We start from the raw sequence: 12,895 nt of genomic DNA on the forward strand, positions 1-12,895 counted from the left end.
GTACCTACTCCACCCCTTCAATCCGATCTTCGACTTCCTGGTAAAGTTCCCGCAGCAGGTTGAGGTTGGCTTCACTGGTTTCCCAATAGCCACGGCCATTAACTTCCAGCAAGGTGGCAACCACTTTGCGGAATGAGTGGGGGTTCAGGTTCATCAAGCGTGTTCGCATCGCTGCATCCTGAATAAAAGTGGCGTTGGTATCTTCATAGATCCAGTTATCAACCGCCCCAGCTGTGGCGGACCAGCCCATGGTATTCACCAGCCGCTTGGATAGCTCTCGCACCCCTTCATAGCCATGGGAGAGCATCCCCTCATACCACTTGGGGTTCAGCAGTTTGGTACGGGCATCTAAACGCACGGTTTCCGAAAGGCTGCGCACCTGGGCATTGGCGGTGGTGGTATCAGCAATGAAGGCCGATGGGGTTTTACCATCCTCCCGCAGGGTCGCTACCACTTTGGTGGGGTCGGAGTCAAAGTAGTGGGAGACATCGGTGAGGGAAATCTCGGAAGAGTCAAGATTCTGGAACGTGGCATCCACGGTTTTCAGAGCCGTCTCAAAGATCTGGCGGGATTGCTCCATCGTCCCAGGACTATCGGAGGTAAAGGCAAAGGACTTGCGAGAGAGGAACATATCTTGCAGTTCCGCCTCACTCTCCCAGGTGCTGTTCTCCACCGCTAGGTTGATATTGGAGGAATAAGATCCCGAGGCATTGGAGAAGACTCGGGTTGCAGCTTGGCGGAGATTAATCCCCAGATCTTCAGCCTGTTTGAGGGCATGCTGACGGACAAAATTCATCTCTAGGGGTTCATCGGCTTCGGCGGCCATTTTCACCGCTCGATCCAGAAGACCCATTTGGTTGAGGAACAGATCGCGAAACACCCCCGAGCAATTGATCACCACATCAATTCTGGGCCTGCCCAGCTCTTCGAGGCCAATGAGTTCCAACTTATTGACCCGACCCAGGGAGTCAGCCACCGGACGCACCCCCACCAGCAACATCACCTGAGCCAGGGACTCCCCATAGGTCTTGATATTGTCAGTTCCCCAGAGGACACAGGCAATGGTTTCCGGCCACTGGCCGTTGTTCTCAGCCCGTTGCCGCGCCAGCAGTCGATCGACGACAATTTGGGCGGATTGCACCGCCGCAACGGTGGGAATCGATTGGGGATCGAGGGCGTGAATATTCTTCCCCGTAGGCAGGACATCGGGATTGCGAATCGGGTCGCCCCCAGGGCCAGGGAGAATGTACTCTCCTTCTAAGGATTTGAGCAACGCCCCCAATTCATTGTCGGCAACGATTTGCTTCAGACAGAACTCCAGATATTCAAATAAGGGCTTGATGGCAGCGGCATCCACCTTGGGATAGCCATGCTGGTGCAGAGATTCCAGCCACGGCTCTTTACGCCCCATATTAAAGAAATTGAGCACCGCCACCCGTTCAATCCGGCCCTCGGCATTGGTTTGTTCCTGAACCAGGGCAGAGACAGCGGCGCGAGTTGCCAGGGTGATGTCTTGCAAGAGTTGAACATCGGCCAACACCCCCCGATCGTTATTGCGGTAAATGTCATCCAGATCCCGACCCAGGCTATTAGCAATGATCCGAGGCAGTCCCAGGGTCTCGTTTTCAGGACGATCAATACTGGCAATATTGACCAAGGTGGCGATCGCCTCTTCGGCACTGGGCGGCTTGCCAATCACATGTAATCCACAGGGGAGCAACCGCGACTCAATCTCCATCAGGCGTCCGTAGACCTGACCGACGACGGTATCCCGCTCCTCCGAGGTCATCTCCTTGCCGTCCCGATCCGGCAGGTGGATATCCTGATCCAGATTCACCATCCGGCATTTGTCCATGATGGTGTTGACAATGGAAATTCCTCGGCCACTGTCTTTGAGGGTCTGGTAGGAGGCTATCAGCTCACTCAATTCCTTCAACCCCTTGTAGAGGCCGGCATTTTCGGCGGGGGGAGTCAGGTAGGAAATAGTCTCGGCATAGGAGCGCCGCTTAGCAATGGTGGCCTCGCTGGGGTTATTGGCTGCGTAGTAGTAGAGGTTGGGAATGGTGCCAATCAAGTTATCGGGGTAGCACTCCCCAGACATGCCCATCTGCTTCCCAGGCATGAACTCCAGGGAGCCGTGGGTGCCAAAATGCAGCACTGCATCGGCTTGCCAGATTTGCTCCAGATAGGTGTAGTAGGCCGCAAAACCGTGGTGGGGGCTAGCCGAGCGCGAGAAGAGCAACCGCATCGGGTCACCTTCGTAGCCAAAGGTGGGTTGGACGCCGATAAATACATTCCCGAAGTGCTTGCCGTAAACCAACAGGTTTTGGCCGTCACTATTGAGATGGCCTGGGGGTGGCCCCCAGGAGGGTTCTAGGCGGTCAGAATAGGGGGTCAGGGCTTCGTACTCTGGCACTGACATCCGGTAGGCCACATTCAGTTCAGGACTACTGTACTGCGCTTGGGCATTGTGGAGGACTTCCAGCATCAGGGCCTCTGGGGTTGCTGGTAAGCCGTGGACATCATAGCCATTGTGCTGCAGAGCTTCCATAACTTTATAGATGGAGCCAAACACATCCAGGTAGGCGGCGGTGCCAACATTGCCTTTATCCGGGGGAAAGCTAAAGACGGTGATGGCAACGTTTTTTCTCCATCTTGGGCTTACGTCGCAGGTTTGCCCATTTCAGTGCCCGTTGGGCGACGGCTTCAATCCGATCTTGGAGGGCGATGGACTTACCCGTGGTGCCATCCCGTCCTGAGAGAATAATCGGCTCAATGGCTCCGTCTAATTCTGGCAGCGCAATTTGCAAGGCCACTTGAATCGGATGCAAACCCAAATCGCTATCTTGCCATTCCTCTGTGGTTTGGAAGACCAGGGGCAGCGCCACCATGTAGGGGCGGTTCAACCGCTGAAGCGCCTCGATCGCCTTGGGATGATCTTGACGAGCAGGGCCACCCACGAGGGCAAACCCGGTGAGGGAAATCACCGTATCCACCAGGGATTTCGATTCTCGGGAGCTGGGCTCATAGAAATAGGCATCGACGGGCTTGGAGAAGTCCAAACCTCCCGCAAACACCGGGATGACTCTGGCTCCCATGGACTCCAGTTCCTGCACCATCGCCACGTAGTGGGCATCATCCCCGGTAATCAGGTGGGTACGCTGCAAGACTAAACCAATGCAGGGCGCTAAGGGATCTTTGAGATCGGCGGCAATATCGCGGCGGGAATTAAACCAGTTTAGATACTCCCGCACATCTTCAAACATCATGGGAGCCAAGGGGTGCCAGATCCCCATATCCGGATAGGTAACGGGTTCTTGATATTGGAGGCGATCGCTGGCTTCTTTTTTCAGCACATACTTGTCTGCCAGCATCAACAGGAAGTTCTCCAAGTTTTCCTGAGAGCCACCCAGCCAATACTGGAAGCTGAGCATAAAGTTACGAGCATCCTGAGCCTTGTCCATGGGCAGGTACTTAAGCACCTTGGGCAAGGTTTGCAACAACTTCAGCATTCCGTCTTGGAAGGACGACCCCGACTGCTCCTTGCGCTTTTTCATGAATTGGGCGATCGCGCTTTTCGATTGCCCTAACTGAGCCATGGAGAAACTCCCCAATTTTATTCAGGCGCATCACCTGGGGCATGGAGGGAAAGACCACCGCTACATCCAGGCGATCGCGGTAGGGTTCGACTGCAGATACGATCTTGTCGGCCAAATCTTCTAGGAAAATCAGAGAGGCGATGAAAATATTGGCAACTGCCACATCCCGCTGAAAATCAGCATAGTTTTGGGGATCGCGGAGTTCTTCGATCAGGTAGCCACTGACCTCAACAGCAATATTAGGATTATGCTGGTTAATCGACCGCACCGCCGCTGAGAGGGCGCTTTGATACTGCGGCTCTAACACGACATAGACCACCTTGATCAAAGACCGTTCCCCCAGACCATCGGGGGCAATGTGGCGAATGGTGGACTTGACGTGAGTGAACATGGGATAAAGCTCCTTTATTGCGCCTTCAGCCTTCATTTACAGCCCTTGGCTGCAAGAACCTGAAAATCAATCAGGTCGCAAAACGTTGCATTCATCGTTTTAGCAGAAAATGCTTGCCAGATGAGGGTTTTGGCCCCCAGATGACACAATTTGATAAAAAGACTGAGATGTTTTTTAATTTTTGTTTATAAAAAATGGAGTAATTGCTCAGGTTTATGTTTCTGAAAGTCTCGGGGAATTTCCAGTTTAGGATAAAGGAACATCTCAACTGCGATCGCGGTTCCATGCCCAGCTGTCCCCGTTGTCAGCAATTTATCAAGCCCTCAGTCTATGCCCAGGCGATCGCCTGTCCAACCTGTCAGGCTCCCCTCAAAGCCTTTGGCCATCCCGGCATTCCTCTCCATCATGCCAAGGGTCAATCTTCCCTCTGTGTCTCCTGCACCTATCATCGAGACAACAGTTGCAGCTTTCCCCAACGGCCCCATGCCAGGGACTGCACCCTCTATCGTCAATACTTTCCACTGCAAGCAATCCAGGCAACACCCCCCCGCAGCGATTTCAGCCGGCAACTAAGGCTTTGGCAGCAGCGGCATGGGCTTTGGATCGCGATGGTGAGTCTTTTGGCTGTGAGTATTTTAGTTACCCTGATGGGAAGACGGTAACCACTCCTGACACCGATGGATCACCATTTTCCCTGGCACAGAAATGGATCAGCCCTTGTCACTTCAAGTTCTCAGAAGCCGAAAAATTTTAAAGGGTACTCATCAATATAGAGCTGGGGGGCAATGTTAATACCTCTGGGATCAACGGTTCCAAGGGCGTTGCAGTTTCTCGAAACACAGGGAGGTCAAACCAGAAGGTCGTCCCCACACTCACTTCGCTCACGAGGTGAACCTGACTGTGGTGCTTCTCCATAATATTGCGCACAATCGAAAGTCCCAGCCCCGTTCCTTCCAGGGTGTGAACGCGGTTCTCGACTCGGAAAAAGCGATCAAAGATTGCCTCCTGATCCTCCGGATCAATCCCAATGCCAGTATCCGCAATTTCAATCCGTAGTCTGCCAGGATCGACGGGGGAGGACAGGGGCAGCAGAGAGGCACGAATCACGACCCGCCCGCCAGACTGGGTAAATTTCAGGGCATTCCCCACTAAATTGGCAAATACCTGTAATAGCAAGTCGTAATTTCCCAATATCGGCGGTAGATGGGGTTCCAGCTCCTGACATAGCTCAATGCCTTTGTCTTTGGCATTGAGTTGATTCGAGCGCAAGGTCTGCTCCACGGTTGCACTGACATCAACCGCCTCAAAATTGTAGCGTTTGCAGGATTCGAGGCGAGATAAATCCAGTACATCATTGACGAGGCGGGTGAGCCGATCGGTTTCCCGGTTCGCCGTCTCTAGAAATTCCAGGCGTTCTGACTCACTGAGGTCGTCTCCGTACTCGTGGAGGGTCTCAATAAAAGACTTGATGTTAAACAGCGGTGTCCGCAGTTCATGGGAGACGTTGCTGATAAACTGACTCTTGGCTTCATTGAGTTCGGCTTCGCGGGTAATGTCTTGGACGGTGATCGCAATTCCTTTAGTGCTTTCTCGATGCTGATCCAGCACCGTCATCAACAACAGGCGCACGGTACGATTGAGCGGTTCCTCCAGGGTGAGACGAAATTCAGCTCCCTCCAACTTGCCAGTAATCATGTCACAGAGGGGTTGCTGCAGTTCCTTCTGCACCGTGGGTGAGAGGTGTTGAAGCAGATTCTGCCCCAAAATCTCCTGGGTCTCCCAACCAAAGATGCGACGAGCGATAGGATTGACCAGGATAATCTGCTGGTGGATGTCAATCAACATCGCTCCATCCGCGATCGTTGCCATTAAGGTTTCTAGCTTTGCCTTCTCGGAGGTTAATTCTTCAATATTCTGCTCTTCATAACGCTTCAGGCGCTCTGCCATATCATTGAAGCTACAGATCAGCTCTCCCAGTTCCCCACCGAGGGGGAGATCAATTCGTTGTTTAAAGTTGCCAGCTGCAATATTTTTTACCCCAACCAGCAGTTCCTTAATCGGTTTGGTGATCGTCAGGGCATTAAAGACAGCTCCCAAAATCATCATCACCCAGATGGACACAAACACCGCAGTGGTGACATCACGGGTCAGGTGGGATGAGATCATCAGGGTTGGGTTGGGATTAATGCCAACGGCGAGCACCCCTAGATATTGACCTTCATGGTTCAGGGGAATGAACACATCGGTGACTTCACCCGCAGGGGTGAGATGTTGCCGAACCATTGGCAGTTCGGCCTTCTCCGCAAAGTTGTCGGGCAGTTGAATCCGCCGCCGAATCGTCAGAGAATTCTGTACTTCTGACTCTGAAAAGGGAATGCCGAGGAAGATTTCTCCATCCGCATCGGCATAGAGCATGTAGCGCACACTGGAGGTACTGCTATAAAAGCGGTGGGTGAACTGTGCCAGCTCGGTGCGGTGATCTTCAGCCACCAAGGGAGCAACGTTAGCAGCCAACAGGAGCCCCAGATCGCGGCCAAAGCGGGTATCGTTGAGGTGGGCATCCTGCTGAATGGTGTTCACAGCCCAAAATGTCAGACCGCTCATCAGCAGGGAAACGACTAAGGTTGCCGCAGCCATTAGTCGGGTCTGGAGGGTGAACTCAGACCACCAATGGGTCAATAGTTCACGGAAGTTTCTCAGCAGTTGAATCAAGGCGGAGCATCGGGGAAAGATAGGGATCGCTGATGCAAAATCAGCTCAGTATACCTAAATTCTAACGGCATTGAGCGGGGGTATCTAGGCTATCGGTTGGAGAAGGCGGTGACCAATGTCTCGCCGGTAGTATTTGCCCTCAAAATGGATGCAATTAGCCGCTGCATAGGCGTGGGCAATCGCTTGGTCAAAGGTTGCTCCCGTAGCGGTTACCCCTAACACTCGCCCCCCATCGGCGATCAACTTATCTGGCTTCATCTGGGTGCCCCCATGAAAGACTAGGGCACCGAGGTCGGTGGCTTCAGGAATACCCGTAATCACCTGCCCCTTGCGGTAAGCGTCGGGATAGCCCTCGACTGCCAGAACCACACAGGCTGCTTGCTCTGGCTTCCAGACAATCTCCGGTTGTTGCTGGAGCTGCTGTTGAGCACAGGCAAGTAAGAGAGGTTCGAGGGGACCCTCTAGCAGGGGTAAAATCACTTGGGTTTCCGGATCCCCAAACCGACAGTTAAATTCAATCACCTGGGGATCGCCCTGGGGGGTGATCATCAGTCCGGCGTAAAGTACCCCTCGGTAATCAATTTGGCGATCGCGCAGGGCAGCGATCGCGGGTTCCAAAATCTGCTCCTGGATTCGCTGCATCAGCGTCGGGGTGACGAGGGGAGCAGGGGCGTAAGCTCCCATACCGCCCGTATTGGCACCAGTATCTTGCTCTCCAATTCGCTTATAATCCTGGGCGGCTACCAGGGGGCGAATGGTCAGTCCATCGGTGAGGGCTAACACCGAGACTTCTTCACCTGTCAGGCAGGACTCAATCACTAGGGTGTTGCCTGCGAGACCAAACTTACCCTGAAATGCCTCCTGAATCGCAGTCTGGGCAGTTTCCAAGGTAGTTGCGACGGTCACCCCTTTGCCAGCGGCCAATCCATCTGCCTTAATCACAATCGGCACCCCCTCTCTTTGGACATAGTCCCAGGCTGATGCTGGCTCTGTGAATACTGCGGCGGCAGCGGTGGGAATTCCGACGGCTTGCATCAGGGTTTTTGCCCAAGCTTTACTGCTCTCAATTTGGGCACCCGCCTGGGTGGGGCCAAACACGGTTAACCCTTCCTGGCGCAAATAATCAGTGATGCCAAGAGCAAGGGGAAGTTCAGGGCCAACAACGATCAGCCCTGTATTTTGGACCTGGGCAAAGCGGGCAATCCCTTCAAAATCATCCACATTCAGCGGCAAATTTCGGCAGCCCTCCAGACTGGCAGTGCCCCCATTCCCCGGTACACAAAACACTTGGGTGACGACCTTGGATTGCAGTAACTTCCAAGCTAAGGCATGTTCTCGACCGCCATTACCCACAACTAAAACTTTCATATGATCCTCACTTCAAAATCATCAACTGGATGGGGCTGGCCTGCCACTGCCTATGATTGGGAACTGAGACAGAACCCCAATCGCCTGTGGTAGCTTAAGTTCATAAATGGTATGGAACCAGTTACCTGCTGCCTCTAGAGCCGAAGGACGAAACCATTAATGGTTTGATTAATGATCGTTGGCGAAATCAAATTTTCTCACCGCATCAAATGCATTTCATTATGTCATGTCATCCCAGATCCCTCCGCCCAGTTTGCCGGCAACGCTGGTACATAGGGGTGGCTGCGTTGAGCCAGGTAACCCTGCTACTGGTTGGGTTCAGCCCTCTCCCACTCCTGGCAGAGACACCTGCCAAACCCTCAGCCTTCCCATTCAACCCCCTGGAAATGACCACCTCCGATCCCCTGTTACCATCGGGAGCTGGGGATCGTCCCCTATCAAAAACGGAGCGCGTCTTTCTCTTAAAAGCGGTCAATGAACTCAATGCTCAAGGGACAGCTGCTTTTACCGCCAAGAACAAAGTCTTGGCCTTTGAGATCTGGTTTCGGGAATTGCGCCTGCGGCGCTATTTAGGGACATTAGATGAAATTCAAGCCCTCGGGCGGGTGGGCGATCGCGCGTGGAAGGAGAACCAGGCCACCCATCTGCGGGTGATTACAGAACGGCTGCAAGCGATTGAACTGGGTCTCACCAGCCCTCCGTTGCCGCTCTCGGAATTGGTGACTTTACAGTCGGCCCTAGGGCAATCCTACGAGCAAATTCGGGCTCCCGAATTGGCCTTGGGTGTTTATGGGCAGTTGATGGCTCGGGCGCGAGCCTCTGGAGATTTGAAGGCGCAGGAGCAATTTCTCACCATGATTGCCGAAGTCTATTTCAACTGGTTCGACTACCCCCAGGCCACGGCTGCCTATCAGGAACTCCTGGTACTGGTGCGCCAAAAGCCAGCGCCTCTAGTGCTGACCCCGCCCCGGCGATCGCCCACAACCAGTAATCCTAGCCAACGCAACACCCCCGGTATGCCTCCGGGAGAGCCGCTGACTGAAGTAGAAATTCTGTTACAACTGGCTTACCTGGCGGAGCAAGATAAAAAACCAGAAGCCGCGATCGCGGCCCAGGAGCAGTTAATTCAGATCTATCTCAAAGCCCAAGATCCGAAGCCAATTCCGGCCTTAAAACTGGCGATCGCCCAGAACTACCAGGCACTCAATCGCATGGATCAAGCCTTGAAATACTATCAGGAGACCTACAACCTGGGCGTTCCTCTCAACCAATTTGTCTATGCTGCGGATGCCCTGGAACAGGTGGCTAACTTCTACCGTTCCCAGAACCAACTCAAAGAAGCCTTGGGGATCTACCAGTATTTATTAGATGTGAATCAACAGTCCGACAATCTAATGGGGCGGATGACCACCTTTGATCAAATGGGGCAGATTTACCTGCTGCAAAAGTCATATCCCCAAGCGATCGCAGCTTTTCGACGGGGGTTGGAGCTTTCCAAGCAACTCAACTACCGGCAAGAGTATTTCCAAGCTCGCATTCAAGAAGTCACTCGCCAACAAGCTCAGTAGAGCGATCCCGTTCTCGGTACAATGGGGGAGAGCAATTCTAAGCATTACTGGCGAATCATGCCCAAGACTGTTGCAGATGTCATGACCCCCGATCCAGTTGTGGTACAACCGGAAACCCCACTCCAGGAAGCTATTCAGATTCTGGCAAAGCGACATTTCAGTGGCCTGCCCGTTGTCAATGCTGCCGGAAAACTGGTCGGTACATTGTCAGAAACAGACTTGATGTGGCAAGAAACAGGTGTCACCCCCCCTGCCTACATCATGCTGTTAGACAGTGTGATCTACTTAGAAAATCCCCTCCGACACGAACGCGATCTGCACAAGGCGCTGGGACAAACCGTCGGCGAGGTGATGAGTACGGAACCCTTGACCATTCTCCCCGATCAGTCTTTGCCGCAAGCGGCTCGGTTAATGCACGAACAGAAAGTGCAGCGCTTGCTCGTGGTTGATACCCATGGGCAAGTTATGGGAGTGCTCACCCGGGGTGACATTGTACGGGAAATGGCTGGTAGTCAGTCCTGAAGCTGTTTATCCAGCCAACCTAGATTTCTTCAAAACATTTATAAGCTTGATTTCACTTAAAAATATCCATTTTTTCATGCCGTTATGAACCCAACGCCGGAATCTGTCCAACAATTGCTCCAGTCAGAGGATTTGGGCGATCGCCTGCGCGGTGTCAATCACCTCCGGACTCTCGAGCCACACCAAGCGTTTGAACTCATTCAGACTGCAATTGCCGATGCCAATCCCCGCGTGAGATATGCTGCCCTTAGCCAAATGGCAACCCTGGGGAGTCAGGATCGAGGCCGATCTCAAACCATTCTCCGCGATCGCCTCCTCAATGAGCGAGAAATGGATGTACAGGCTGCGGCGGCCGATGCAATCAGTGCCTTGCATTTAACTGAGCTGTTTGAAGATTTAGAAGCAGTTTATAACAGCACCCCAGAATGGCTGTTGAAATTTAGCATTGTTGCTGCCTTGGGAGAACTCGGAGATCTGCGGGCGTTACCGCTTTTGGAGGATGCCCTCGATTCAGGAACTGACTTACTACAAATCGCAGCGATTGGTTCCCTAGGAGAACTGGGGGATCAGCGAGCTGTGCCCCTGTTAATTCCCTATGCTGCCCATACTGACTGGCAAATTCGCTATCGCGTGGTTCAGGCTTTCCAACGATTGGGAGGCCCCGACACCCTCGGAACCCTGGCACAGTTAGCCAGTGATGCCGTCGAACAAATTGCTAACGAGGCTCAAGCTGCTTTAGAAGCTAATCGCTGAAAAACTTAAAACCTAAGCCTGAAGAGGCTGTAAAGTTGCGTGTACCATGCCGTGTCCAGCCTCTAGTTCCGCTGGGGGCTTTTAACCGAGCTTGTAAAGCTTGAGGGGCTTTTTTTCCATGCCTCCAGGTTAGGGGGTGGGGGACTCAGCTGACTCAGAGCCACTGGGGGGGGCTACCCTCCCCTGGTGGTAGGTTGCTTCCAAGATCCTCCAAGACTTCTGGCAAGGCAGCCGGAGAGCGACTCGGAGTGGCAAGAGTGCGATGAAAGTAGTCCTGAAGCTTGCGCCCAGAGGGTTTCGAAATCACTGGGGACTGAGGGGAAAGCTCTGGTGAAGCCGTAGCCGTCGGTGTCAATTCAGGGGTAGGTGCTAATCCACCGGGTGTAGTCTCTCCGGAGGCTGGTTCTTTAACTTCAGAAACTTCAGAGGCATCCGTAGCTGGGGAAGGAGGTGGCGATGCTACGGGGGTTGGGCTGACCGGAGGACGACGGAAGCGATTCAAGAAACCCTCTGCTGTCTTCGGCATGACTGGTTTCACAGGCTCTGAGAGCTGGGAAACAGGGGGGACTGGGGTTTCTAGAATAGCTGGCTCTGGCTGAGAAATTGGTGAGGGGTCAGGAGCAGGCTTGATGGGGACAGTTGCGTCTGCCTCGACCTTGGGTGGTTGGGGAGTTGCTGTCTGGAGGGGAGACGGCGCAGACAGCGTGGGGGCTGGGGAACGGGATAGCACCGATGGAGCCTCGGGTGATGCTTTAGAGGGATTCAGATGCTCGGGTGAGGGCATCGGTGTCTGCACGGGGCTAGGAGAAGCTGTTACAGCAGACGGGACGAATGAGGGAGTTGGCTTAGGGGTCTGTGGTTGATAAGTTGGATCAACAATGCCGCGAGCCTCTGCCACCGTCAACTCTCCACGCACAAGCTTGGCAAGCCCATCTTGACCATTGGGCTCGTAGGTAATCAATCGCACTGAATTGTTAAAAAACCATTCTGGAGCAGTCTCCCCTGCTGATCCAGATACTCTAGCTGTACCCAGTTATTCCCCGGCTGAAAGCCCTTGAGATAGAGGGGTTGCCACCGATCTAAGAGAAAGCTTTGACCGTTGATGGTGCAGCGAATTCGCCAGTCAGCCACGTCATCCTCAGCTTGCTCTTGAGCAATTAGATGTAACGGCGCATTGGTGAGGTAAAAGTCTAAGAGAATTGGCTCTGCCCCGTAACTACCTGTGGGACGACTGTAAGTCAGTAGCGGCAGCTCCACACTGGGATAGTTATCATTGGTTTTGGTAAAGACATGGAAGGTAACTTGAGCATAGGCACCCTCATTTTTAAAACTTTCATGCCAGGGACGGGAGGCAAACACCCGCAAGGTATGGGTTCCAGGCTCTAGATCTTCCAAAACCAGCGGCTGACTGATGTCATAGACCATAGTGTAAGGCTGATGATCCAGTACAACCTCTAAATGAGGTCCCAGACCCAGTTTGAGGTTTTGGAAAATCGGCAAGTCCCGAACTTGAAAATTCACAGCCAGGGTGTTATCTGTGATTACCTGATCAGGCTTGGGGGTCAAAATCTTAACCTGAGGCTGGTAGCGATCTAAGTCTTGGCGCAGTAACTGTATGACCCCTGGCGGAGAGACCTCAGAAATTTTACCGACTCGCAGCGTTGGACGAGAGCCAGAGACAGATGTATCTGATACTTGCAAGCGATCGCCGCACCCTTGCAGGTTTCCCAACAGCAGCATTGCTATCAGAACTGACAATACTGCTCTCAATGTCCGTTGCCAATTGATCCTTAACACGCCACCTGCTCCCACCTGATGCTTGCTGACTGCTGGAGTCTCCCATAGGGAACTATAGCTGAAAAGCTCAACCTCCTCTTCAGATCACTGTCGAATTGAGAGGGTAGCGATGAAGGGCTGATCCTGAAGCAATAGTCTCTGTATCACAACTTTTACACCTTGACGATGCCTCAGATGACTGGAAT

General features: G+C 53.2%; 8 protein-coding genes and 1 pseudogene. 4 read left to right on the forward strand and 5 right to left on the reverse strand.

Annotated features, from left to right (window positions below; all coding sequences use genetic code 11):
* Positions 1 to 4: 4 nt before the first annotated feature.
* Positions 5 to 3,990, reverse strand: a pseudogene (locus DO97_RS07490) (magnesium chelatase subunit H).
* 215 nt (positions 3,991 to 4,205) lie between these two features.
* Between DO97_RS07490 and DO97_RS07495 the strand changes: the two are divergent.
* A complete protein-coding gene (locus tag DO97_RS07495; protein WP_204368526.1) occupies positions 4,206 to 4,652 on the forward strand; it encodes a hypothetical protein in 447 nt (148 codons plus the stop codon).
* A gap of 88 nt (positions 4,653 to 4,740) precedes the next feature.
* Here the strand turns inward: DO97_RS07495 and nblS are convergent, their stop codons facing one another.
* Entirely contained in the window at positions 4,741 to 6,702 is a 1,962-nt protein-coding gene (gene nblS, locus DO97_RS07500) for a two-component system sensor histidine kinase NblS (RefSeq protein WP_036532191.1), read from the reverse strand.
* An 84-nt stretch (positions 6,703 to 6,786) separates the two neighbouring features.
* The gene (gene purD, locus DO97_RS07505; RefSeq protein WP_036532193.1) at positions 6,787 to 8,070 is read right to left on the reverse strand and encodes a phosphoribosylamine--glycine ligase; all 1,284 of its coding nucleotides are present in this window, start codon (positions 8,068 to 8,070) and stop codon (positions 6,787 to 6,789) included.
* A 278-nt stretch (positions 8,071 to 8,348) separates the two neighbouring features.
* On the opposite strand from purD, the gene DO97_RS07510 reads away from it, so the two are divergent.
* From DO97_RS07510 to nblB, 3 genes are all read left to right on the forward strand, one after another.
* Positions 8,349 to 9,638 carry a tetratricopeptide repeat protein gene (locus DO97_RS07510; RefSeq protein ID WP_162182962.1) on the forward strand — a complete coding sequence of 430 codons (1,290 nt, stop codon included), beginning with the start codon at positions 8,349 to 8,351 and terminating at the stop codon, positions 9,636 to 9,638.
* Between the two features lie 57 nt (positions 9,639 to 9,695).
* A complete protein-coding gene (locus DO97_RS07515) occupies positions 9,696 to 10,160 on the forward strand; it encodes a CBS domain-containing protein (protein WP_036532194.1) in 465 nt (154 codons plus the stop codon).
* 84 nt (positions 10,161 to 10,244) lie between these two features.
* Positions 10,245 to 10,913, forward strand: a complete 669-nt coding sequence (nblB, locus tag DO97_RS07520; RefSeq protein ID WP_036532196.1) for a phycobilisome degradation protein NblB — start codon at positions 10,245 to 10,247, stop codon at positions 10,911 to 10,913.
* A gap of 154 nt (positions 10,914 to 11,067) precedes the next feature.
* Here nblB and DO97_RS24975 read toward each other — a convergent pair whose 3' ends face one another.
* Both DO97_RS24975 and DO97_RS24980 read right to left on the reverse strand, forming a co-directional pair.
* On the reverse strand, positions 11,068 to 11,709 hold the full coding sequence (locus tag DO97_RS24975) for a hypothetical protein (protein ID WP_204368527.1): 642 nt from the start codon (positions 11,707 to 11,709) through the stop codon (positions 11,068 to 11,070).
* 161 nt (positions 11,710 to 11,870) lie between these two features.
* A complete protein-coding gene (locus DO97_RS24980) occupies positions 11,871 to 12,671 on the reverse strand; it encodes a hypothetical protein (RefSeq protein WP_204368528.1) in 801 nt (266 codons plus the stop codon).
* Between the last annotated feature and the right edge of the window lie 224 nt (positions 12,672 to 12,895).

Origin of the sequence: Neosynechococcus sphagnicola sy1 (assembly GCF_000775285.1) — a bacterium.
Classification (GTDB): Bacteria; Cyanobacteriota; Cyanobacteriia; order Neosynechococcales; family Neosynechococcaceae; genus Neosynechococcus; species Neosynechococcus sphagnicola.

What these genes read in the sequence shown, in the direction of transcription:
- purD (WP_036532193.1), bottom strand. Translation starts at nt 8,070, where the DNA reads ATGAAAGTTTTAGTTGTGGGTAATGGCGGTCGAGAACATGCCTTAGCT.
- DO97_RS07495 (WP_204368526.1), top strand. Translation starts at nt 4,206, where the DNA reads ATGTTTCTGAAAGTCTCGGGGAATTTCCAGTTTAGGATAAAGGAACAT.
- DO97_RS07515 (WP_036532194.1), top strand. Translation starts at nt 9,696, where the DNA reads ATGCCCAAGACTGTTGCAGATGTCATGACCCCCGATCCAGTTGTGGTA.
- nblB (WP_036532196.1), top strand. Translation starts at nt 10,245, where the DNA reads ATGAACCCAACGCCGGAATCTGTCCAACAATTGCTCCAGTCAGAGGAT.